Origin of the sequence: Actinomadura vinacea, from assembly GCF_039532545.1 — a bacterium.
GTDB classification, from domain to species: domain Bacteria; phylum Actinomycetota; class Actinomycetes; order Streptosporangiales; family Streptosporangiaceae; genus Spirillospora; species Spirillospora vinacea.
The window spans coordinates 682,031-703,217 of sequence record NZ_BAAARW010000011.1 but is presented as its reverse complement, the minus strand read 5'-3'; the positions used below and the strand labels follow the sequence as shown (position 1 = coordinate 703,217).

Annotated in this window: 16 protein-coding genes; 12 read left to right on the top strand and 4 right to left on the bottom strand. The window is 72.9% G+C overall.

Features of this window, described 5'->3' with window-relative positions:
• Positions 1-15 precede the first annotated feature (15 nt).
• From ABD340_RS14880 to ABD340_RS14850, 7 genes are all read left to right on the top strand, one after another.
• Complete coding sequence (locus ABD340_RS14880; RefSeq protein ID WP_344589520.1) at positions 16-3,072, top strand: AfsR/SARP family transcriptional regulator; 3,057 nt, start codon at positions 16-18, stop codon at positions 3,070-3,072.
• 81 nt (positions 3,073-3,153) lie between these two features.
• Positions 3,154-4,761: an MFS transporter gene (locus tag ABD340_RS14875; RefSeq protein ID WP_344589519.1), complete on the top strand. Its 1,608-nt coding sequence runs from the start codon at positions 3,154-3,156 to the stop codon at positions 4,759-4,761.
• A gap of 132 nt (positions 4,762-4,893) precedes the next feature.
• Entirely contained in the window at positions 4,894-5,778 is an 885-nt protein-coding gene (locus ABD340_RS14870; RefSeq protein ID WP_344589625.1) for an SPFH domain-containing protein, read from the top strand.
• 3 nt (positions 5,779-5,781) lie between these two features.
• On the top strand, positions 5,782-6,081 hold the full coding sequence (locus tag ABD340_RS14865) for a type II toxin-antitoxin system antitoxin (RefSeq protein ID WP_344589518.1): 300 nt from the start codon (positions 5,782-5,784) through the stop codon (positions 6,079-6,081).
• Positions 6,082-6,084: 3 nt separating this feature from the next.
• A complete protein-coding gene (locus ABD340_RS14860) occupies positions 6,085-6,714 on the top strand; it encodes a GOLPH3/VPS74 family protein (protein WP_344589517.1) in 630 nt (209 codons plus the stop codon).
• Positions 6,715-6,846: 132 nt separating this feature from the next.
• Complete coding sequence (locus tag ABD340_RS14855; protein WP_344589516.1) at positions 6,847-8,433, top strand: DHA2 family efflux MFS transporter permease subunit; 1,587 nt, start codon at positions 6,847-6,849, stop codon at positions 8,431-8,433.
• Between the two features lie 9 nt (positions 8,434-8,442).
• On the top strand, positions 8,443-9,948 hold the full coding sequence (locus ABD340_RS14850; protein WP_344589515.1) for a hypothetical protein: 1,506 nt from the start codon (positions 8,443-8,445) through the stop codon (positions 9,946-9,948).
• A gap of 34 nt (positions 9,949-9,982) precedes the next feature.
• Here the strand turns inward: ABD340_RS14850 and ABD340_RS14845 are convergent, their stop codons facing one another.
• Complete coding sequence (locus tag ABD340_RS14845) at positions 9,983-10,417, bottom strand: Ohr family peroxiredoxin (protein WP_344589514.1); 435 nt, start codon at positions 10,415-10,417, stop codon at positions 9,983-9,985.
• A gap of 166 nt (positions 10,418-10,583) precedes the next feature.
• On the opposite strand from ABD340_RS14845, the gene ABD340_RS47955 reads away from it, so the two are divergent.
• Positions 10,584-11,486, top strand: a complete 903-nt coding sequence (locus tag ABD340_RS47955; RefSeq protein ID WP_425547353.1) for an ATP-binding protein — start codon at positions 10,584-10,586, stop codon at positions 11,484-11,486.
• Positions 11,487-11,494: 8 nt separating this feature from the next.
• On the opposite strand, the gene ABD340_RS14830 is transcribed toward ABD340_RS47955, so the two are convergent.
• A complete protein-coding gene (locus tag ABD340_RS14830; RefSeq protein ID WP_344589513.1) occupies positions 11,495-12,562 on the bottom strand; it encodes a mechanosensitive ion channel family protein in 1,068 nt (355 codons plus the stop codon).
• A gap of 303 nt (positions 12,563-12,865) precedes the next feature.
• Between ABD340_RS14830 and ABD340_RS14825 the strand changes: the two genes are divergently transcribed.
• Positions 12,866-14,512, top strand: a complete 1,647-nt coding sequence (locus ABD340_RS14825) for a CocE/NonD family hydrolase (RefSeq protein ID WP_344589512.1) — start codon at positions 12,866-12,868, stop codon at positions 14,510-14,512.
• A 169-nt stretch (positions 14,513-14,681) separates the two neighbouring features.
• On the opposite strand, the gene ABD340_RS14820 is transcribed toward ABD340_RS14825, so the two are convergent.
• Positions 14,682-15,152 carry a peroxiredoxin gene (locus tag ABD340_RS14820; protein WP_344589511.1) on the bottom strand — a complete coding sequence of 157 codons (471 nt, stop codon included), beginning with the start codon at positions 15,150-15,152 and terminating at the stop codon, positions 14,682-14,684.
• A gap of 54 nt (positions 15,153-15,206) precedes the next feature.
• Positions 15,207-15,827 carry a histone deacetylase gene (locus ABD340_RS14815; protein WP_344589510.1) on the bottom strand — a complete coding sequence of 207 codons (621 nt, stop codon included), beginning with the start codon at positions 15,825-15,827 and terminating at the stop codon, positions 15,207-15,209.
• Between the two features lie 233 nt (positions 15,828-16,060).
• Here ABD340_RS14815 and ABD340_RS14810 point away from each other — a divergent pair, with 233 nt between their 5' ends.
• The 3 genes from ABD340_RS14810 (at position 16,061) to ABD340_RS14800 (ending at position 21,149) form a co-directional block, all read left to right on the top strand.
• Positions 16,061-16,666, top strand: coding sequence for an RNA-guided endonuclease TnpB family protein (locus ABD340_RS14810; protein WP_344589509.1), 606 nt, complete (start codon positions 16,061-16,063; stop codon positions 16,664-16,666).
• 216 nt (positions 16,667-16,882) lie between these two features.
• A complete protein-coding gene (locus ABD340_RS14805) occupies positions 16,883-18,148 on the top strand; it encodes a glycosyltransferase (RefSeq protein WP_344589508.1) in 1,266 nt (421 codons plus the stop codon).
• Between the two features lie 100 nt (positions 18,149-18,248).
• A complete protein-coding gene (locus tag ABD340_RS14800; RefSeq protein ID WP_344589507.1) occupies positions 18,249-21,149 on the top strand; it encodes a helix-turn-helix transcriptional regulator in 2,901 nt (966 codons plus the stop codon).
• The last annotated feature ends 38 nt before the right edge of the window (positions 21,150-21,187 follow it).

Here is a 21,187-nt window from a genome sequence, read left to right as displayed (position 1 = left end):
GGGAGAATCGGGGCCATGCGGTTCGGCGTTCTTGGACCGGTCGAGGTGCGCCTCGACGGTCGGGTCATCGTGGTGGGCGGGCCCCGGGTGCGGGCGCTGCTGGCGATGCTCCTTCTGGACGCGGGCAACATCGTCGGCACGGAACGGCTGATCGACGGCCTGTACGGGGAGGATCCGCCGGCCGGCGCGGCCAACGCGCTCCAATCGCAGGTCTCGCGGCTGCGGCGGGGCCTGGGCGGCGCGGACCTGGTGGAGGGGCACGCGGCCGGTTACCGGCTGGCGGTGCCGCGCGAGGACGTCGACGTCCATAGGTTCGAGCGGCTCGTCCAGAAGGGCGACTTGCGGGAGGCGCTGAGGTTGTGGCGCGGTCCGGCGCTGGCCGATGTCGCGGCGCCCTTCGCGGCGGGCCAGGCGGCGCGGCTGGAGGAGCTGCGGGCGGGGGCCGTCGAGGACTGGGCCGATGCGGAGATCGCCGCGGGCGAGGGCCCGGTGCGGGAGCTGCGCGAGCTCGTCGCGGCGCATCCGCTCAGGGAACGCGCGCGCGGCCTGCTGATGCGGGCGCTGCACGGCGCCGGGCGGCAGGCCGAGGCGCTCGGCGTCTACGAGGAGACGCGCCGGCTGCTGGCCGACGAGCTGGGCGCCGACCCGTCCGCCGAGCTGGCGGAGATCCACCTGGCGATCCTGCGCGGCGACCCCGGTCCGGCGCGGCCCACCGGTGCCCTCCCGGCGCAGCTCACCAGCTTCGTCGGGCGTGAGGACGAGCTGAAGCTGGTCGGCGGGATGCTCGCCGAGGGGCGGCTGGTGACGCTCCTCGGGCCGGGCGGCGCGGGCAAGACGCGGCTGGCGCTGGAGGCGGCGGCGCGCGAGGAGGGCGAGGTCTGCTTCGTCGACCTGTCCCAGGTGGGCGACGCGGCCGAGGTGCCGAAGGCCGTGCTCGGCGCGCTGGGCGTGCGGGAGTCGGCGATGCTGCCGGGCGGGCCTCAGCCGGAGGCCATGGAACGGCTGGTCACCGCGCTGGACGGGCGGCGGGTGCTGATCGTCCTGGACAACTGCGAGCACGTGATCGAGGCGGCGGCACGGCTGGCGCACCGGCTGCTGACGGCGCTGCCGGGGCTGCGCGTGCTGGCGACCAGCCGGGAGGCGCTGGGGATCACCGGTGAGTCGCTGCGCCCGCTGCCGCCGCTCGGGCTGCCGCCCGAGGGCGCCGGGGCGGTGGAGGCGGCCGGCTATCCGGCGGTGCGGCTGTTCGCCGACCGGGCGGCGGCGGTGCGGCCCGGTTTCGCGGTCGTCCCGGGGAACGCCGCCGCGGTCGTGCACATCTGCGCGGCGCTCGACGGCCTGCCGCTGGCGGTCGAGCTGGCCGCGGCGCGGCTGCGGGCGCTGCCGGTGGAGGAGGTGGCGCGGCGCCTGGACGACCGGTTCCGGCTGCTGTCGCGCGGCGACCGGTCGGCGGCGCCCCGGCACCAGACGCTGCGCGCGGTCGTGGAGTGGAGCTGGGACCTCCTGGACGACGCGGAGCGGACGCTGGCGCGGCGGCTGACCGTCTTCGCCGGCGGCGCGACGCTGGAGGCGGCCGAACTGGTCTGCGCCATGGACGCCGACGTGGACGAGCTGCTGGCCGGGCTGGTGGAGAAGTCGCTGCTCCAGACCGACGGCACCCGCTACCGCATGCTCAGCACGGTACGGGCGTTCTGCACCGAGCGGCTGGCCGAGGCGGGCGAGCAGGACCGCTTCACCAGAGCGCACGCCGCGTACTTCCTCAGCCTCGCGCGCAGCGCCGACACCATGCTGCGCGGCGCCGAGCAGCTGGAATGGCTGGCCCGGCTGGCGGCCGAGCACGCCAACCTGCACGCGGCGCTGCGCGCGTCCATGCACACCGACCCGGTGACCGCGCTGCGCCTGGTCGCCGCACTGTCGTGGTACTGGTGGCTGCGCGGCCGCGTCGAGGGCGGGCCGCTGTCGATCGAGCTGCTGGACGTCCTCGGCCTCGAACCGCCGGAAGGCTGCGACGAGGAGTACATCCACTGCGTCACCAACGCCCTGTCCGCCGGGGCGTCGGGGCCTCGCGCGGTGGCCGCGCTGGATCTGGCGACCGAGAAGATGGCCTCGCTGCAATGGCAGGTCGAGTACCCGCCCACCCTGGTCCTGTGGGGCCTCACCGCCGGGCCGACGCGCACCGACATCGACACGCACTTGCTCCAGACCGGCCGGGACGCCTGGTCCAGGGCGCTGCTCAGCATGAGCGACGGCTTCCTGGCGCAGTTCCGCGGCGACATGGACGAGGCCGACGCGTGCAGCAGGCGGGCGCTGGAGGGTTTCCGGGCGGTGGGCGACCGGTGGGGCATGGCCAACGCCCTGGACCCGCTCTCGCAGATCGCCTTCCATCGCGGCGACCGGGGCCGGGCGATGGAACTGCTGGACGAGGCGCTGGAACTCGTCGGCGAGCTGGGCGCGCTGGAGGAGCAGGCCGACCTGCTGTGCCGCCGCGCCGACATCCTCCTCCATGGCCGGGAGCCGGACGCCGCCCGTGCCGATCTGGAGCGCGCCGCCGAGCTGGCCCGCCGCGCCGGCGCCCTGGACAAGGTGGCCGCCGCCAACCACGGCCTCGGCGAACTGGCCCGGCAGGACGGCGACCTGCGGGAGGCACGGCGGCTGTACGACGAGGCGCTGGCCGGATCGCACGCCGAGCGGTTCATCGCGGCGGCGACGCGGGCGGCGGTGTTCGTCGGGCTCGGCTGGATCGCGCACGCCGAGGGGGACGCGGCCGGGGCCGGGGCGTGGATGCGGCGGGCGCTGGGGCTGACGTTCGACCATCCGGTGTTCATGTACCGGGCGAAGGCGGTCGTGGGCTTGGCGGGGGTCGCGCGGCTGGAGGGGGACGCGGAGCGGGCCGCGCTGCTGCTCGGGGCGACGGAGGCGATGCGCGGCGCGTCCGTCGCGGGCGATCCCGATTTCGTCCAGGTGGAGGCCGGGGTGCGGGCGGCGCTGGGGGACGCGGCGTACGAGGCGGCGCGGGCGCGCGGTGTGGCGCTGACGCCTGAGCGGGCGATGGAGACGGCGCTCGCTTCCTGAACTCTCGCTGCTGACCGGCGTCCGCCCGGTTCGTCAGCGGACGGTGCGCGGACGGTCAGCGCGGTCTCCGACAGTGGCGGCATGAACACCCTCACTCCCCCGGCCGGTCCGCCGGCCGTTTACTCCGCGTCGCGGAAATGGGGCACGTTCGGGATCTGCCTGCTGCTGATCCTGGTGCCCAATATCGACCTGACCGCGCTGAACCAGGCCATCCCGCACCTGACCGCCGACCTGCGGCCGTCGGCCACCCAGATCCTGTGGATCGCGGACGCCTACGGTTTCGCCCTCGCCGGGCTGCTGATCACGATGGGCGGGGTCGGCGACCGGATCGGGCACAAGCGGCTGCTGCTGATCGGCACCGCGCTGTTCGGCGCGACGTCGGCGCTGACCGCCTACGCGAGCAGCGCCGAGATGCTCATCGCGGCGCGGTTCCTGCTGGGCCTGGCCGGCGCGACCCTGATGCCGTCGGCGCTGTCGCTGATCCGCCGGGTCTTCACCGACCCCAAGGAGCGGACGATGGCGGTCGGGATGTTCGCCGGGATCGGCGGCCTGGCGGTCGGGCTGGGACCGGTGGTCGGCGGCGCGCTGCTGGACCACTTCTGGTGGGGCTCGGTGTTCCTCATCAACGTGCCGATCATGGCGGCGGTGCTGGTCGCCGGGTCGGCGGTGCTGCCCGAGACCCGGATGCCGAACCCCGGCCGGCTGGACCTGCTCAGCGTCCCGCTGTCGATCGCCGGCGTGCTCGGCGTGGTGTACGCGATCAAGGAGGTCGCGGCCGGCGAGGGCGCGAGCGCCGCGGTACCGGCCGCGGCGCTGGGCGGGCTGCTGGCGCTGGCGGCGTTCGTGCTGCGGCAGGTCCGCCTGGACGACCCCCTGATCGATGTGCGGCTGTTCGGCCGGATCGCGTTCTCCGGCTCGGTGGCCACCAACATGTTCGCGATGTTCGCGCTGGTCGCCCAGTCGCTGATCTTCTCGCTGTACTTCCAGCTGGTGCTGGGCTGGTCGCCGCTGGAGTCCGGGCTGGCCGGGCTGCCCGGCGCGCTGGGCGCGATGGTCGGCGGCGCGGCACTGGCCCCGCCGCTGATCGGCGCGCTGGGCCGGGCCCGCGTGGTGGCCGCCGGGCTGGCCCTGGGCGCGGTGGCGTTCGCGCTTCTCTCGCAGGTCGGAACGGACAGCGGCTACCTGTCGCTGGTGGGGCCGATGGCGATGTCGGGCCTGGGCATCGGCATGGTGATGACCGTCACCGCCGACACGGTGCTGGCGACGGTGCCGCGGGAGCGGTCCGGCGCGGCGTCCGCGATCTCCGAGACCGGCATGGAGCTGGGCGGCTCGCTGGGCATGGCGGTGCTGGGCAGCATCCTGAACGCGGTCTACCGCAACAGCATCGAGCTGCCCCCAGGGCTGCCCCCAGAGGTCGGCCACGCAGCGCGCGACTCGTTGAGCGGTGCGGCCGAAGCCGCCGCCGCGCTGCCGACGCAACTGGGGCGGCAGGTCGTCGCGAGGGCCGGTGAGGCGTTCGTGGACGGCGTGCACGTCGCGCTGCTGTGCAGCGCCGGGCTGGCGGCCTGCGTGGCGGTGTTCGCCCTGGTCGCGCTGCGCCGGGTGCCCAAGGTGATCCCCGAGCATGTGGAGCCGGGGCTGCCCGGGGAGGGGGTCCCCGCCGGTCACGGCCAGGAGCGGCCCTTGTAAAAAGTGATATCACTTTGCTAATTTGGTGCCATACACAAGGAGGATGCGATGAACGATCCCGCCGCCATGGCACCGACCCCCGAAGAGACCCGCGCGGAGTCACCCGCACAGGCCGCCGCGGCCGTGCCCGAGATGCCGCGTCCCGAGGTCGAGGAGCGAGCCGCCCGCGACAGGGGCGGCTGGCCCATGCTCGGGCTGGCCCTGCTGCTGCTCGTGCTCGGCGCGGCGGCCATCCTGGGCGGCATCGCCGCCGGGGGCGCCGGCCTGGCCGCCGGCATCGCGGTCGGCGTGCTGCTGGTCATCGCCGGGCTGGTGATCAGCATCGGGCTCACCCCGGTCGCGCCCGGCGAGGCCCGGGTGCTGCAGCTGCTCGGCCGCTACACCGGCACCGTCCGCACCGACGGGCTGCGCTGGGTCAACCCGATCACCGAGCGGAAGCGGATCTCCACCCGGATCCGCAACCACGAGACCGGCCTGGCCAAGGTCAACGACCTGGACGGCAACCCGATCGAGATCTCCGCCGTCGTCGTCTGGCAGGTCGAGGACACCGCCCGCGCGGAGTTCGCGGTCGACGACTTCGTGGAGTTCGTGGCCTTCCAGACCGAGGCCGCGGTCCGGCACATCGCCGGCAGCTTCCCCTACGACTCGCACGAGCGGCTCTCGCTGCGCGACAACGCCGACGAGATCACCGGCAAGCTGTCGGCGGAGCTGGCGCTGCGGGTCGCCTCCGCGGGGGTGGCGATCATCGAGTCGCGGATCACCCGGCTGGCCTACGCCCCCGAGATCGCCCAGGCCATGCTGCGCCGCCAGCAGGCCGGCGCGGTCGTCGCGGCCCGGCAGCGGATCGTCGAGGGCGCGGTCGGCATGGTCCAGCTGGCCCTGGACCGGCTCGACGAGCAGAACGTCGTCGACCTGGACGAGGAGCGCAAGGCCACCATGGTCAGCAACCTGCTGGTGGTGCTGTGCGCCGACCGGGACGCCCAGCCGGTGGTCAACACCGGATCCCTCTACCAGTGACCAGTGGCTTCCGAGCGTAAGAAGATCCTGCTGCGGCTCGACCCCGCCGTCCACGACGCGCTGGCCCGTTGGGCGGGGGACGAGCTGCGCAGCACCAACGCCCAGATCGAGTTCCTGCTCCGCCAGGCCCTCTCCGACGCCGGGCGGATGCCCCGCTCCGCCGGGCGGATGCGCAGGCCAGGCAGGCCGTCCCGGTCCCGGGACGACACCGGCGACCAGCTCCCCGGAGACCCGGTCTCCGGGGCGGACCAGAATTCCCGGTCCCCGCACCGCGGGGAATCCACGAACGAGGACGATGATTAGGTCATGGTCGATGTACCCGAGTCCCTTCCGGCCAGGATGTTCCTGCTGGCCTACGACCTGAACAAGAAGCGCATGGCGGTGTCGGGCAGCCGCCTGGGCTACGTGCTGCGCGCCGCCGCCCTCACCGAGCTGTACCTGGACGGGCGGCTCATCGAGGAACGGCGCAAGCCCAAGGCCGACACTCCCGGCGACGACCCGTACGGGCTGGTCGCGCAGATCTCCTCGTCCCGGCCGCGCTCCTGGCAGTACTGGGTGCGCAAGGACAGCCGGGCCATGGTGCGGACCGTCCGAGCGGAACTGGCCGACGGCGGGTGGATCCGGGTGCGGCGCCGGCGGGTGCTGGGGGTGTTCCCTTCCCACCAGGTCACGGTGAGGGATCCGCGGGTGGTCAAGACGCTGTGGGGCGGGGCGTCCTCGGCGCTGCGAGGCCGTCCGGTCGCGCACGTCAACAGCTACGACGCGGCCGCGGTCGCGCTGGCGGCGGCGGGCGAGCTGAAGACCGTCCTGCCCCGCGCGGACCGGCGGCGGCACAAGCGGCGCATCGCCGAGCTGACCGCGCGGTCGGGCCCGGCCGCGCCGGCGGTGCGCAAGGTGATCCAGGCCAACAACGAGGCGGCCGCCGCGGCCGGCTGAGCCGCGGCGGCCGTCCTGGCGGTCGCCCCCCTGGACGGCACCGAGTTCCGGGGGATGGTACGGGTCTGGTGGATAATGCCGGATAAGTGGCATTTTCCTGATGCAGTGATCCCGTACGGAGGGGCGCGACCGGTGCGGCGAGGCAGGCGGGGCGGCGAAGCGGAGGCGCCCCGACCGGGCTCCCGCACGGGCGACGGAGAGGCGCGGGCACCGGTCCGGAACCCCTGGCGGGTGCTGTCGGCGGTGAGCTTCGGCACCGTCCTGCTGGTCGTCAACGTCAGCACGCTCAACATCGCGCTCCCGGTGGTGGTCCGGCACTTCGACGCCGGCGCCTCCGCGGCCGGTTGGATGCTCCTGTCGTTCATGCTCGCCCAGACCGCGCTGCTGGTGGTGTTCGGGCGGATGGCCGACGTCTTCGGCCGGCGCGGCACCTACCTCTGCGGACTCGCCGCGTTCACGCTGGCCGGCCTGCTCGCCGGCTTCGCACCGAACGTGCAGGTCCTGATCGCGATGCGGGTACTGCAGGGTGTGAGCGGCGCGGTCCTGCTGGCCAACGGGACGGCGATCATCGCCTGGGCGTTCGGCCCGGCCCGGCTCAGCCAGGGCCTGGGGGTCTACATAGGCGTGCTGGGCGCCGCGCCGCTGCTGGGGCCGTCCATCGGCGGCTACCTCGCCGAGACGGCGGGCTGGCAGTGGGTGTTCTGGTTCAACGTCCCGCTCGGCGCCCTGGCGCTGGCCTGGGGGTTCCGGTCGCTCCCCCGGATACCGCGCGGAGTGCGCGAGCCGATCGACGTGCTCGGCGCGGTACTGCTGGCGGGCTGGCTGGGCGCGCTGGTGATCGCGCTGTCGGAGGCGGGATCGCGCGGCTGGAAAGGCCCGGCGACGTTCGCCGGCATCGCCGTCTGCGCGCTGGTCCTGCCGCTGTTCGCGGTCCGGCAGCGCCGCGTCCGGCACCCGCTGATCGACCTGGCGCTGTTCTCCGACCGCGGCTTCACGGTGGGCTCGCTCGCCGCGCTGTTCAACACCCTCGCCCGGTTCGGGACGCTGCTGCTGCTGGCGCTGTTCCTCCAGGCGGTCAGCGGCATGACGCCCGCGCAGGCGGGCATCGCCGTGCTGCCCGGCCCGCTGGCGGGCATGATCGCCGCCCCGATCGGGGGATTCCTGGGCCGCCGGGTGCCGGACCGCACGCTGGCCGTGGCCGGTTCCCTGATCACCTCCACCGGGCTGGCGGTGACGCTGCCGCTGCTGTCGGGGAACACCCCGTACTGGCTGCTCGCGCTGTGCCTGGCGCTGGTGTCGATCGGCAGCGGCGTGTTCGCCACCGGCAACACCGCCGCGATCCTGTCGGCCGTCCCCGCCGAGCGGCTCGGCATCGCCAACGGCCTGCGGATGACGCTGCAGAACGTCGGGAACGTGCTCAGCGCCGCACTGTGCCTGGGGCTGGCCGCCTCCGCGCTCGCCAGGGACGACCGCCACCTGCTGTACCAGGGCGCGGCGGCCGAACTCTCGCGCGACTCCCTGGGCGACCTGGTCACCGGTTACCAGCGGGCGTTCGCGCTGCTGCTGGCCGCCTCGCTGATCTGCACCCTGGCCTCCCTGTCCAATCGGCTGTCACGCGGACCGGCCCGGGACGGTGACGTCGCGCTCCCCGATTCGCCCGAAGGCGCGGGCAGGGCACCGGGAGGAAAATCGAGTGCCGCCGAGAATGGCGCACTCTAAGGTGTCCGGATGACCACGATCTTCGAACACGTCCGGGCGCATATCCCGGAGAAAGGCATTGGACTTTCCAACGGCGGCGAAACGCTGCCCGATGACGCCGAGACCGACGGCATGTGGGCCCCGGGCGCCCATGACGGCGTGCTGACCCACCATTGGGGCGGCGACGCCGACCCCGACGAGGTTCAGCGGCTGACCGCGGCACTCGTCGAGGCCGCCGCCGACGGCGCGGACGAGGAGGAGCGCTACCAGGCCCTTTACGCGGTCGCCCAGAAGACGACCGTCGTCAGCCTCGTCGACAAGGTGCTGACCGGGGTACGCTCGTCCGGCGTCGATCCGGAGCGCTGCCACCGGCTCGCCCACCGGCTGGCGACGCAGGGGCGGCACCGCGAGCCGGTCAAGCTGGGCATCGCGCTGCTCGGCCTGTTCGACGCCCGGCTCCACCGCGACGAGCTGATGGTCCTCGGCCGGCACGACGAGTTCACGCTGTTCGCGGCCGTGGCACTGAAGTGCCGCGGGGACGACGACGAGCCCGGCGCCGAGTCCGACCTGTGGGAGCTGGGCCGGAAGGTGCACGGGTGGGGACGGGTCCACATCGTCGAGCGCCTCGACGGGACGTCGGATCCGCGGATCCGGGAATGGATCCTGCGCGAGGGGTTCCGCAACGGCGTGATGGATTCCTACCTCGCCGGGATCGCGGCGGAGACCGGAGGCCTGGCCGACGCGCTGTCCGACGCGCCCGATGACGAGCTGCTGAACGCGGCCGGCGACATTCTCAGCGCGCTGTGCGAGGAGGGCGGCCCGGTCGCGGGAATGCCGGCGTACGCCGACGGCGAGCGCGCGACCGCGCTTTTCCTCGACCACATGTCCACCCGGGCGGGCGAGCTGCGGCATTTCCTGGCCGTCGAGGATGTGCGCGCCTACGCGGAGCGGGAATGGCCGCCCCTGGGTGCGCGCTGCGCCGAGATCATGGACCGCCCGCTGTGGGCCGACCTGGCCCGCCGATCGCTGGCCTCGCCGGACAAGGAGGAGTTCCACAGGGCCTCCAGGGTCTGCGGGGCGCTGGGCATCCCGACTTTGCGGGCGCGCCTGGACCGGCTGCGCACCGGTGATCCGCTCGACTCCTCCGCCTGGTTCCGCGCCGCGGGCGAGGCCGGGCCGGACGGCATCGACGAGGTGCTCGCCCTTGCGGTGGAACTGCTGCCGCTGGACGAGATCGCCACCGGCCCGGCCGACGAGATGGGCCTGGGCCCGGGGTTCAGGCCGCACGGCTGCCTCGACATGCTGCTTCAGGATCTCGGGAAGTGGCCCGGCCGGGGCGTGCCGCTGGTGCTGGCCGGTCTGGCGAGCCCCGTCGTCCGCAACCGCAACCTCGCCGTCCGGGTGCTCCACGAGTGGGGCCTGGACGCCTGGCCGGACGGGATCGAGGCCGCGGTGAACGAGGCCATCGACCGCGAGCCCGACGACGCCGTGCGCGAACGCCTCCGCGCCGTCCTGGACGGCCGCCCGGTCGACTGACGCGAGCGGCCGGTCCGGTCGTGGCCGGTCAGGGTCACTCGACGACGAGCTCGACCGGGATGTTGCCGCGGGTCGCGTTGGAGTAGGGGCAGACCTGGTGGGCCTGCTCGACCAGCGTGCGCCCGGTCTCCCCGGCGAGCTCGTCGGGCAGTTCGACCCGCAGCACCACGCTGAGCCCGAATCCGGCCTTCAGGTCGCCGCCGATGCCGACCTCGGCGGTGACCGACACGTCCTTGACGTCCTGCTTGCCGGCGCGGGCGACGGCGGCCAGCGCGCTGGCGAAGCAGGCCGCGTACCCGGCGGCGAACAGCTGCTCGGGGTTGGTGCCCTCGCCGCTGCCGCCCATCTCGCGCGGCGGCGCGAGGGGCAGGTCGAGCCGCCCGTCCGAGCTGACCGCGCGCCCGTCCCTGCCGTTGGCCGTGGCCACCGCCGTGTAGTGCACCGTGCCCTCTGCCGCCGTGCTCGCCATGCCGACCTCCTCGATGACCGGTGGGCCGGTCCCGGCCCACCCAAATCAAGATAGCACAACTTAATTGCGTGCAATCTAAACGCCGTTTTCCTCCTGAGGCAGGCGGTTTGACGCTCGTCTCAAGGGCACGACCACTTACAGGGGGCAGCGTTCTAACGGAGACGATGTGGAGATCAATCTCGACCTTCGGTTCCCGCGGGACGCGGCGAGCGTCCCGGCGATCCGCCGGATGCTGGACGCGTCCCTGGACGTGCTAGGAGTCGAGGAGCCGATCCGCGGCGACATCCGGCTGATGCTGACCGAGGCGTGCGGCAACGTCATCAAGCACGCCCGCGCCGGGGACGCGTACACGGTGCATGTGCTGATCATGGACGAGCACTGCGTCATCAAGGTCATCGACCACGGCCGGGGCTTTGACCCGGCACGCCTCACGGTGACCCACCCGGCGCTCCCCGACCCCGCGGCCGAGCAGGGCCGCGGCATGATGATCATGCAGACGCTGGCCGACCAGGTCCGGCTGCACTCCCACCCCGAGCACGGCGCGCTGGTCGCGTTGGAGAAGAGGCTGCACTACGGAGGGGACACGCTGGGACGGCGCCTGGCCGACGCCGCGCGGGCGAACGGCGCGGCGGACGGCGCGGCGGACGGCTGCGAGCTGCGGCTCACGGCCGCGGCGGCCCCGGAACTCCAGGAGTTCGCCACCCGGCTGTTCGACCTGGCCAGGCGGGGCCGGACCGAGCAGCTCGCCGCCTACGTCGAGACGGGCGTCCCCGCCGACCTCAGCAACGACAGGGGCGACACCCTGCTGATGCTGGCCGCCTACAACGGCCACGCCGAGACCGTGCGCGCCCTGGCGGCGCGCGGCGCCGACCCCGAGCGGGAGAACGACCGCGGCCAGCGCCCGCTGGCCGGCGCCGTCTTCAAGAAGGAGCCCGAGATCGTCCGGGCCCTCCTGGAAGCCGGCGCCGACCCGACGGCCGGGGAGCCGTCCGCCTACGACACCGCCCGGATGGTCGGCCACGCCGGCTTCATCGACTGGTTCGACGAGCGGGCCGCACCGTCGGCCTGAGCTTCAGGTCAGTGATCGAGCGCGGCCAGGTCGGTGGGCTGGCCGTTGTACCCCTTGGGCAGCACGACCCGGCGGGCCGGCAGCGGGATCTCGATGCCCTCGAGCTGGAACCGCCGGTGCAGCCGCTTGACGAACTCGTGCTTGATCCGGAACTGCTCGCCGAACTCGCTGATCCGAAGGATCACGGTGAAGTTGATCGCCGAATCGGCGAAGGTGTGGAACCGGACCAGGGTCTCGTGCTCCTTCACCGCGCCCTCGATCTCGGTCATCACCTCGGTGCCGATCTCGACGACGACCTTCTCCACGTGGTCCAGGTCGCTGCCGTAGGCCACCTTCGCCTGGATCAGCAGCGACATGTCCTGCGCGGGACGGTGGTAATTGGTCAGGATCGTGTCGGAGAAGCGCTGGTTCGGGATCACCTCGACGTTGTCGGACAGCGTGCGGATCGAGGTGTTGCGCCAGTTGATGTCGACGACGTACCCCTCCTGGCCGCTGCTGAGCTTGATGTAGTCCCCCGGCTCGATGGTCTTGGACGCCAGCACGTGCACGCCCGCGAACAGGTTGGCCAGCGTGTCCTGCAGGGCCAGCGCGACCGCCAGGCCGCCGACGCCCAGGGCGCCCAGCAGCGGGGTGATCGACACCCCCAGGCTCTGCAGCATCACCAGGAAGCCGACGCCCAGCACCACCACCCGGGTGATGTTGGCGAAGATCGTCACGTTGGCGGCCACGCCCTGCCGGGCCAGCGCGATCGAGCTGACGATGCCGGCGATCATCCGAGCGCAGGCCAGCGAGACGATGATGATCGTCACAGCGCTCAGCACCTTGCTGGTGCCCGAGAGCGTGCCCGGCTTGAGGTCCAGGACGTTGGCCGCGATCCAGGCGCCGCCGAGCAGGGCCAGCGGCACCGCCAGGTCGTGCAGCAGCCGGGCTGCCAGATCGTCCCAGGCCCAGCGGCTGTCGACCGCCCGCTTGTTCAACCGTCCCGACAGGATGCGCAGGACGATCGCGACGGCAAGCGCCACCACCAGCACCACGGCGGCGGCGATGATGCGGCCCCAGTCCAGCGACTCAGGCATGACGTGAATCTCTCCCTCCGGGCGTTGGCCTGCTCCGGCCAACCACACCGTTTTCCGGCAGTACGCGGCATAAATACGCTCTGCGTTACTGGTCCCGATTTCGCCCGATCGTAGTGAAACTCTGCGGCGCCGGGGGCGTTCTCACAGACCCTGCCCACTGTCGGTAAGGCCACACTGTGAGTGACACAAGCGCAGGTCACAGGATGTGAGTGAAACATCACCGGTACTCTGCGTGCGAAATGTGGCGCGTGCCTCCCTGTTGAGGGCGTGGAACGGCACGGATCGCCGATTACGCTTGATCGAGTGGTAGGTCTGAGTCTCATGCGCCGCCTGGGGACCACGGCGCTCGGGCTTCCGAACGGTCCCCACCGGGTGACGGTGCGGCGCGATCTGGAAGTGCCGGCCGCCGACGGGATCACCCTGCTCGCCGATCACTACGCCCCGGCGGACGTGGAGCGCCCGCCGACCGTGCTGGTCCGCTCCCCCTACGGCAGGCGCGGCCCGTTCGGGCTGATGTGCGGCCAGGCGTTCGCCTCGCACGGCTTCCAGGCCGTGGTGCAGAGCGTGCGCGGCGGCTTCGGCTCCGGCGGCGTGTTCGAGCCGCTGGACGAGAGCGAGGACGGCCTGGCCACGATCGCCTGGCTGAAGGAGCAGCCCTGGTTCGGCGGCACGTTCGCCATGCACGGCCCCAGCTACCTCGGCTACGTGCAGTGGGCCGTCGCCGACCAGGCCGGCCCCGAACTGAAGGCGCTGTCGATGCAGGTGACGGCCTCCCAGTTCCGGGACGCCATCAACGTCGGCGGCACCTTCGCGCTGGAGTCCACGCTGATCTGGGTCGACGTCACCTCCCGGATGAAGCACCCGCTGTCGGGCATCACCACCGGGCTCATGTCGCCGCGCCGGGCCCGCCGGGCGGCGCTGTCGGGCCGCCCGCTGGCCGAACTGGACGTCCTGGCCACCGGCGAGCAGCAGCGGTTCTTCCAGGACCTGCTGGTCAACGGGCCCGACACCACGTTCTGGGACAAGCGCGACTTCAGCCCCACGGTGTCGGAGGTGGCGGCGCCGGTGAACATGACCGGCGGCTGGTACGACATCTTCCTGCCCTGGCAGCTCAAGGACTACGCGGCACTGCGTGCGGGCGGCCACCGCCCGTACCTCACCATCGGCCCCTGGTTCCACGCCGACCAGCGGATGATGCGCGGGTCGATCCGGGAGTCGATGGACTGGTTCCGCGCCCACCTCCTGGACGACCCGAGCGGACTGCGCGAGGAGCCCGTCCGGGTGTTCGTCACCGGGGCCGACCAGTGGCGCGAGTTCCCGGACTGGCCCGTCCCCGGCATGCGGGAGCGGCGCTGGCACCTCCAGCCGGACGGCGGGCTCGGCCACGACCGGGCGCCGGAGTCCGAGCCCGACCGCTACCGGTACGACCCCGACCACCCGACACCGTTCCTGGGCGGGCCGACGCTGCTCGGCGACAACCACCCGGTCACCGACCAGCGCCGGCTGGAACGCCGCCGTGACGTCCTGACCTACACCTCCGACGTCCTGGACGACGACCTGGAGATCATCGGCCCGGTCACCGCCGAGCTGTTCATCCGGTCCGACCGGGAGCACACCGACTTCGTCGTGCGGCTGTGCGACGTCGGCCCGGACGAGGAGTCCCTCAACCTGTGCGAGGGCATGCGGCGGCTGGTCCCCGGCACGCCCGAAGCCGACGACGAGGGCGTGCGGCGCGTCGCCCTGGAACTGTGGCCGGCCGGCCACCGGTTCCAGGCCGGGCACCGGATCCGCGTGCAGGTGTGCAGCGGCGCCTACCCGCGGGTGGCGCGCAACCCCGGCACGGGCGAGCCGATCGGCACCGCGTCCCGGATGCTCACCGCCGACCAGGAGATCTTCCACGAGCCCGGCCGCCCGTCGGCGATCGTGCTCCCTGAGGTGCCCTGTGTTTAATGCAATCCCGGCCCAGGGATACTCGCCTGGCGGCTCGCCCCCCTGACCGTGCTTGGTGCGAGCGCGGCATCGCTTCGCGATCTGGCCGGTAAGGCTTGCCTCCGGCATCGCCACACCGGCCAGGTAGCGCGCTCGCGCGGTGCTTGAGGGCGCTTCGAGACAGACCTGGCTAGGTGTTGTCGCTCTTCGGGGCGCGGGCGCGTAGCGCGGCCAGGGCGCGGTCGGCGTGCACGTTCATCCGGATCTCGCTTTTCACGACCTCCAGGACGCGGCGGTCGGTGTCGATCACGAACGTCTTCCGCTTCGTCGGCGCCAGCGCTACGCCCCGCTTCACACCGAACCGGGCCCGCACCGTGCCGTCGGGGTCCGACAGCAGCGGATAGCCGAACCCGTGCTTGTCGGCGAACTCCTTCTGCTTGGCCACCTCGTCGCCGCTGATCCCGACCGGGTGCGCGCCGGCCTCGGCCAGCTCGGCGGCCAGATCGCGGAAGTGGCAGGCCTCGGCGGTGCAGCCGGGCGTCAGCGCGGCGGGATAGAAGAAGAGGACGACCGGGCCGTCCTCGAGAAGCCCGCCGAGGGTGCGGAGGCGTCCCGTCTCGTCCGGCAGCTCGAAGTCCTCGACCACGTCGCCGATGTTCATGGAACCGAACGTACAGCAGCGCCGCGCGCGGCGGCAGGGGCGATCTCGCGCGGGTCAGCGGAGCAGCGCCGCGATCTGCTCCGCCGACCAGGCGCGGGCCGCGCCGGGGCGGGCGCCGAGATACGCGGCGGCGCGCTCGGCCGTCCAGCCGTGCGCCTCGCGCAGCCCGTTGCCGAGCATGGTGAGGTACGGGGCGGTCGGCGCGTTCAGCTCGGCGCGGTCGGCGCCGTCCGGCGAGGTGAAGGTCAGCATCGGGTGCCCGTCGCGCTCCCCGACCTTGATGACGGTCTCGTACCGTCCCGGGCCGAGCGTCTGGCGGCCGGTCCGCAACGCCTCCGAAAGGTCGGGATCCTCCCCCACGTCGCGGCGCATCTCCTGCGACACCACATCGCAGAACTGCCGGCGCGTGAGGAGATAGGCGCGGGCGGCGGCCCGTCCCGGCAGCTCCGGATCATAGAACGCCATCCCGCCGCCCCAGGTGAGGGAGGTCAGCGCGAAGAAGATGCCCCCGGGCAAGGTGACCGCCCGCGTGTCCCTGGCCGGGCTCGTGTCGCGGCACCCGGTGTAGGTGCGCGCACCGCCCTCGGGACGCCCGCCCGACAGATAACAAGAGAAACGTTCCTGGAAGAGATTGGAGCCGTAAGCCACATACCAGACCGCCGCTTCCCCGCTCATGACGCTCCGGTTTACCGGATCTTCCGAAGGATGCCCCGGCCTTCAGGCAAGGGAGGAATCCGGTCTCCCGCGGAGCCGGGCGGGGAAACAGCGATCGTCGTCAGGCGATCGGTCGTCTGAGATGAGTCCGCCGTGTGCCTGGTCATGGTGATGCCCCTTCTTCATGGTTGTCCGATGTGGTCGTGTGCGGGTCGGGTCACCGATGGATTGCGCGGAGTGACGGACGAATGTCGGTGGTGGACCGAAAGGCCGCCAACCTGGCCCGCTACCAGCGCCGGATGGCCCGCTGCCAGAGAGGCTCCGCCAACCGGCGCAAGGCCAAGAACAAGGTCGCCCGCGCCCACCGCAAGGTCCGCAACGCCAGGCAGGACTTCCTGCACAAGACCACCACCAGCCTGGTCGCCTCCGCCGACCTGATCGCGATCGAAGACCTCAACGTCAAGGGCATGGTCCGCAACCGGCGCCTGGCCAGGAGCATCTCCGACTGCGGGTGGGGCGAGTTCCGCCGACAGTTGGAGTACAAGTGCGAGCGGGCCGGACGCACCCTGGTGGTGATCGACCGCTGGTGCCCTTCGTCCAAGACGTGCTCGGCCTGCGGGCACCTGCTCGAACAGCTGAGTCTGAACATCCGGGTGTGGACGTGCCCGGGCTGCCGCACCCGGCACGACCGGGACCACAACGCGGCCAAGAACATCCTTGCGGCTGGTCGAGCCGCAGCCAGGGGCCACATCCCCGGTGATGCCTGTGGAGCCGGTGTAAGACGGCAAGGGACCCTCCTCCCGCAACTGGCCGTGAAACAGGAAACCCCACCCGCAAGGGCGGGACTCCCCCTCCTTTAGAGAGGGGAGGAAGTCAAGAACCGGGCTGATCGCTCCAAGGACGGTGTGGCGCACTCCCGCGACCGTATGGCGGCGGTCACGTTCCCCCTTGTCACGCCCTTATTTCAAGAGTCGTACGTTTCACCGGCGGTCCGTCGGAAACACTAAAGATCGAGCGGGTGTCTACGACGCAGATACCTCCAGGTTTCACCTGTGCTAAACCCGGAGGTTCTCGTCATGCATCGTTCGTTGAGCATCGCCCTGGTGTCCGCCTCCGACCTCGACGGCGAACACGTCCAGGCCATCCACACCCGCGAGCTCGCCCGCGCGCTCGCCCGCCCGGCCTCCGATGCCGCCCAAGGCCACCGGGTCACCGTGTACGCACGCCGCCACGACGCCGCGGCGCGCACCCGCACCAGGCTCGGCCCCGGCGCCGTCCTGCAGCTGATCGACGCAGGCCCGGCCCGCCCGCTCAACGACGACGAACTGCTGAAACACGTCCGCGACCTCGCCCAGGGGCTGCGCGAGCGCTGGACCGGCCCCGGCCGTCCCGACCTGGTGCACGCGCACGGCTGGATCGGCGGCCTGGCCGCCTGCGCCGTCGCCCGCGAACTGGACATCCCCTTCGTGGCCAGCCCGCACGGGCTGGGCGCCACCGAACGGCAGGCCGGACGCAAGGTGCACCCCGCCCGCGCACGGCTGGAGAAGGCCATCGGCCGGGAGGCCGACACCGTCGTCACCGCCTGCGGCGACGAGGCCGCCACACTCGTCCGGATGGGCGTCCCCCGCAGGAAGATCACGATCGTGCCCTACGGCGTGGACGGCGAGCAGTTCACCCAGGTCGGCCCCGCCATGCCGCACGGCGACCGGCACCGCCTCGTCACCGTCTGCCAGGACCTGGAAGACGGCGGCGTGGCCACCGCCATCCGCGCCCTGCTGCACGTCCCCGGCGCCGAACTCACCGTCGCCGGCGGCCCCGAGCGCGAGGACCTGGAGAACGACGCCGCCGTTCACCGGCTGATGATGCTGGCCAAGGAGCTGCACGTCGCGGACCGGGTGCTCTTCCTGGGCCGGGTGCCGCGCAAGTCGCTGCCCCGGCTGCTGCGCACCGCCAGCCTGGCGCTGTGCCTGGCCCCGCACCAGCCCTCGCCGCTGGTCCCGCTGGAGGCCATGGCCTGCGGCGTCCCGGTCGTCGCCTCCCGCAGCGGCGGGAACGCCGACAGCGTGCTGGACGGCATCACCGGCCTGCACGTCCCCGCCGACCGGCCCGTGCTCATCGGCCGCGCCATCCGGGACCTGCTGGCGGAGGAGACCACCCTGCACGGGTACGCCATCGCCGCCGCCGACCGCGCGCACTCCCGGTTCACCTGGGACCGGATAGCCGCCGAGACCCTCCGCGCCTACTCCCGGGCCCTGCCCCCCGAGCCCGAGCCCGAGCCCGAACCGGCGCCCGTCCCCGAGACGGTCGCCGCGCACAAGGCGGAGCCCGCCCTCGTCCACTGAACCGCCGCGCCGCACGGGCCCCCGGACCCCCCGATCCCCACCCCGGTCCGGGGGCCCGCGCATGCCCGCGCCTCGCTCCCGGGATGGGATACTCCGTGGCATGGGAGGAGGCGAACGAGCCCCCGCGCTGATCGGCCGCACCACCGAACTCACCGCGCTCACCGGGGCGCTGGACCGGGCCGCGGCGGGCACCGCCGGAGCCGTACTGGTCAGCGGCGACGCCGGAGTCGGCAAGTCGCACCTGGTCGGGGCGCTCACCCGCACCGCCCGCGACCGCGGCTGCACCGTCCTGGTCGGCCAGTGCGCCGAACTCGGCGAGAGCATGCCCTACCTGCCGCTGTCGGACGCGCTCTGGGGCGGATCCGACGACCCCGCGCTGCGCGCCGCCCTCGACGCCCGCCCCGCGCTGCGCCGGCTGCTGCCCGACGGCGACGGCGACGGCGTCCCGGCCGGCGACCTCGGCCAGCAACGGCTGTTCGGCGCCGTCCTCGGCCTGCTCGGCGAGCTGGGCCGCGACCGGCCCGTCCTGCTCGTCCTGGAAGACCTGCACTGGGCCGACCGCTCCACCCGGCACCTGCTCACCTTCCTCAGCCGCGTCCTGGAACGCGAACGGGTCTGCCTGATCGGCACCTACCGCTCCGACGACCTCCACCGGCGGCACCCGCTGCGCCCCGTCGTCGCCGAACTCCTGCGGCTGCCCGAGGTCACCGCCGTCGAACTGCCCCCGTTCGGACGCAACGAGACCGCCGCCTACCTCGCCGCGATCGACACCGACGGCGCCCCGCCCACCGCCGAGGAGATCAACCGGGTGCACCTGCGCTCGGAGGGCAACCCGTTCTACGCCGCCGAGCTCTACGCCGCCGCCCGCGACGGCGAGGAACTGCCCGCCGGACTCGCCGACCTCCTCCTCGCCCGCGTCGAACGGCTCTCCGAGGACGCCGCCCGCGTCGTGCGGGCCGCCTCCGTCGCCGGCCACCGCGTCGACGACGAGCTCGTCCGCCGGGTCTCCGGGCTCGACGAGGCCGCCGCCGGCGAGGCGCTGCGCGAGATCGTCTCGCACCGGCTGCTGATCCCCGACGGCGCCCAGGGGTACACCTTCCGGCACGCGCTGCTCCGCGAGGCCGTGTACGCCGACCTGCTCCCCGGCGAACGGACCCGGCTGCACGCCGGCTACGCCGCCCTCCTCCCGGCCGAGCCCGCCGCCGAACTCGCCCACCACAGCCTCGCCGCCCACGACCTGCCCACCGCGTTCGCCGCGTCCGTCCGGGCCGGCCGCGAAGCCGAACGCATGGGCGCCCCCGACGAGGCCCACGAGCACTACGGCCGCGCGCTGTCGCTCTGGCACACCGTCCCCGATCCGGAGCAGGCCGCCGGAACCGACCGCCTCCACATCGAGCTGGCCGCCGTCCGCTCGTCCGGCCGGTCCGGCGAGCCGCGCCGCGCCGTCTCCCGGCTGCGCCGCCTCATCGAGGAGCACGACCCGTCCGATGTGCGGATGGGCGTGCTGCTGCGCGAACACCTCGCCTACTACCTCGGCGACAGCGACCAGCACGAGGAGTCGACGGCCGTCTCCCTCGAGGCCATCGCCATGCTGCCCGCCGACCCGCCCACCCGCGAACGCGCCTCCGCCCTCGCCACCTACGCCCGCACCATGCTGTACTGGGAGCGGGACCCGACTCTGCTCGCCGTCGCCGAGGAGGCCGTCGCCGCGGCCCGCGCCTCCGGCTCGCCCGACGCCGAGGCCAGCGGCCTGGTCAGCCTGGGCATCTACCGCGAATCACGGGAACCCGACCCCGGGGTCCGCGCCCTGTTCACGCGCGCCCGCGACCTCGCCTTCGACGCGGGCAACTACCAGGTGGGGCTGCGCGCCGCCTTCCATCTCGCCCGCTCGATCTTCGACCGCGGCGACCTGGCCGCCGCCACGAACGCCGCCGACGACGCCGTCCGCTTCACCCTCGCCAACGGCCTCGACTGGAGCACCTACGGCGCCACGCTGCGCTGCCTGCAGTTCCTCGTCCACTACACCGCCGGCGACTGGGACGAGGCCGGACGGATCGCCGCCGGCTTCCCGATCCAGGTCGTCCGGCCCGCCGAGGCGCAAGTCTCCGCCTACGCCCTCTTCCTCGAGATCGCGCAGGGTGAGGACATCACCGAACGCCTCCGCTGGCTCGCACCCGTCTGGGCGGACGACGACTTCATCGCCTACGTCGGACGCGGCCTGGCCGCCGAACACGCCGCCTGGCAGGGCGACACCGGCACGGCCCTCGACCACACCGCGGCCATCCTGTCCACCCACCCGCCGTACGAACCCGCCCTCATCAGGATCGCCGCCACAGCCCTGTGGGCCCAGGCCGACCGCGCCGTACGCGCCCGCGCCGCCGGCGACCCCGAAGCCGCCGAGACCGCCGCCGAGACCGCCGACGTGCTCCTCGAACGCGCCCGCGCCGCCGCGTCCATGACCCCCGACGGCCGCCCCCGCGCCTGGCTCGGCCTCGAAGGCCACGCCTGGCTCGCCCGCGCCGAAGCCGAACGGGCCCGCGCGCACGGCGAGAACTCCCCCGACCTGTGGCGCAAGACCGTCGAAGCCTTCTCCTACGGCTTCACCTACGAGGTGGCCCGCTCCCGCTGGCGCCTGGCCGAATCCCTAGCCGAACAGGGCTCCCGCGAGGAAGCCGTGGACGAATGGCGCAAGGCCCTGAAGGAGGCCGAGTCCCTGGGCGCCGCGCCTCTCGTCCAGGCATTGAACGACCTGGGCAGCCGCGCCCGCCTTCTGTCGTCCCAGCAACCCGCGTCCACGACCGGCGGTGGCCTGACCGCCCGCGAACGCGAAGTGCTCGCACTGGTGGCCGAGGGCCGCAACAACAAGGAGATAGCGGCGGCCCTCTTCATCAGCCCGAAGACGGCGAGCGTCCACGTCTCCAACATCCTGGCGAAACTGGACGTGACAAGCCGCACCCAAGCAGCCGCCAAGGCCCACACCGAGGGCCTGCTCAAGGATTGACCCCCGCTCACCACCTGTGCGCTTGGATGACATCTGTG

Bases quoted from the DNA above. Each gene is read 5' to 3' on its own strand.
- ABD340_RS14880 (WP_344589520.1), top strand. From the start codon at position 16: ATGCGGTTCGGCGTTCTTGGACCGGTCGAGGTGCGCCTCGACGGTCGG.
- ABD340_RS14815 (WP_344589510.1), bottom strand. From the start codon at position 15,827: ATGAGCGGGGAAGCGGCGGTCTGGTATGTGGCTTACGGCTCCAATCTC.
- ABD340_RS14860 (WP_344589517.1), top strand. From the start codon at position 6,085: ATGGTCGATGTACCCGAGTCCCTTCCGGCCAGGATGTTCCTGCTGGCC.
- ABD340_RS14870 (WP_344589625.1), top strand. From the start codon at position 4,894: ATGCCGCGTCCCGAGGTCGAGGAGCGAGCCGCCCGCGACAGGGGCGGC.
- ABD340_RS14845 (WP_344589514.1), bottom strand. From the start codon at position 10,417: ATGGCGAGCACGGCGGCAGAGGGCACGGTGCACTACACGGCGGTGGCC.
- ABD340_RS14800 (WP_344589507.1), top strand. From the start codon at position 18,249: ATGGGAGGAGGCGAACGAGCCCCCGCGCTGATCGGCCGCACCACCGAA.
- ABD340_RS14850 (WP_344589515.1), top strand. From the start codon at position 8,443: ATGACCACGATCTTCGAACACGTCCGGGCGCATATCCCGGAGAAAGGC.
- ABD340_RS14805 (WP_344589508.1), top strand. From the start codon at position 16,883: ATGCATCGTTCGTTGAGCATCGCCCTGGTGTCCGCCTCCGACCTCGAC.
- ABD340_RS14820 (WP_344589511.1), bottom strand. From the start codon at position 15,152: ATGAACATCGGCGACGTGGTCGAGGACTTCGAGCTGCCGGACGAGACG.
- ABD340_RS14875 (WP_344589519.1), top strand. From the start codon at position 3,154: ATGAACACCCTCACTCCCCCGGCCGGTCCGCCGGCCGTTTACTCCGCG.
- ABD340_RS14830 (WP_344589513.1), bottom strand. From the start codon at position 12,562: ATGCCTGAGTCGCTGGACTGGGGCCGCATCATCGCCGCCGCCGTGGTG.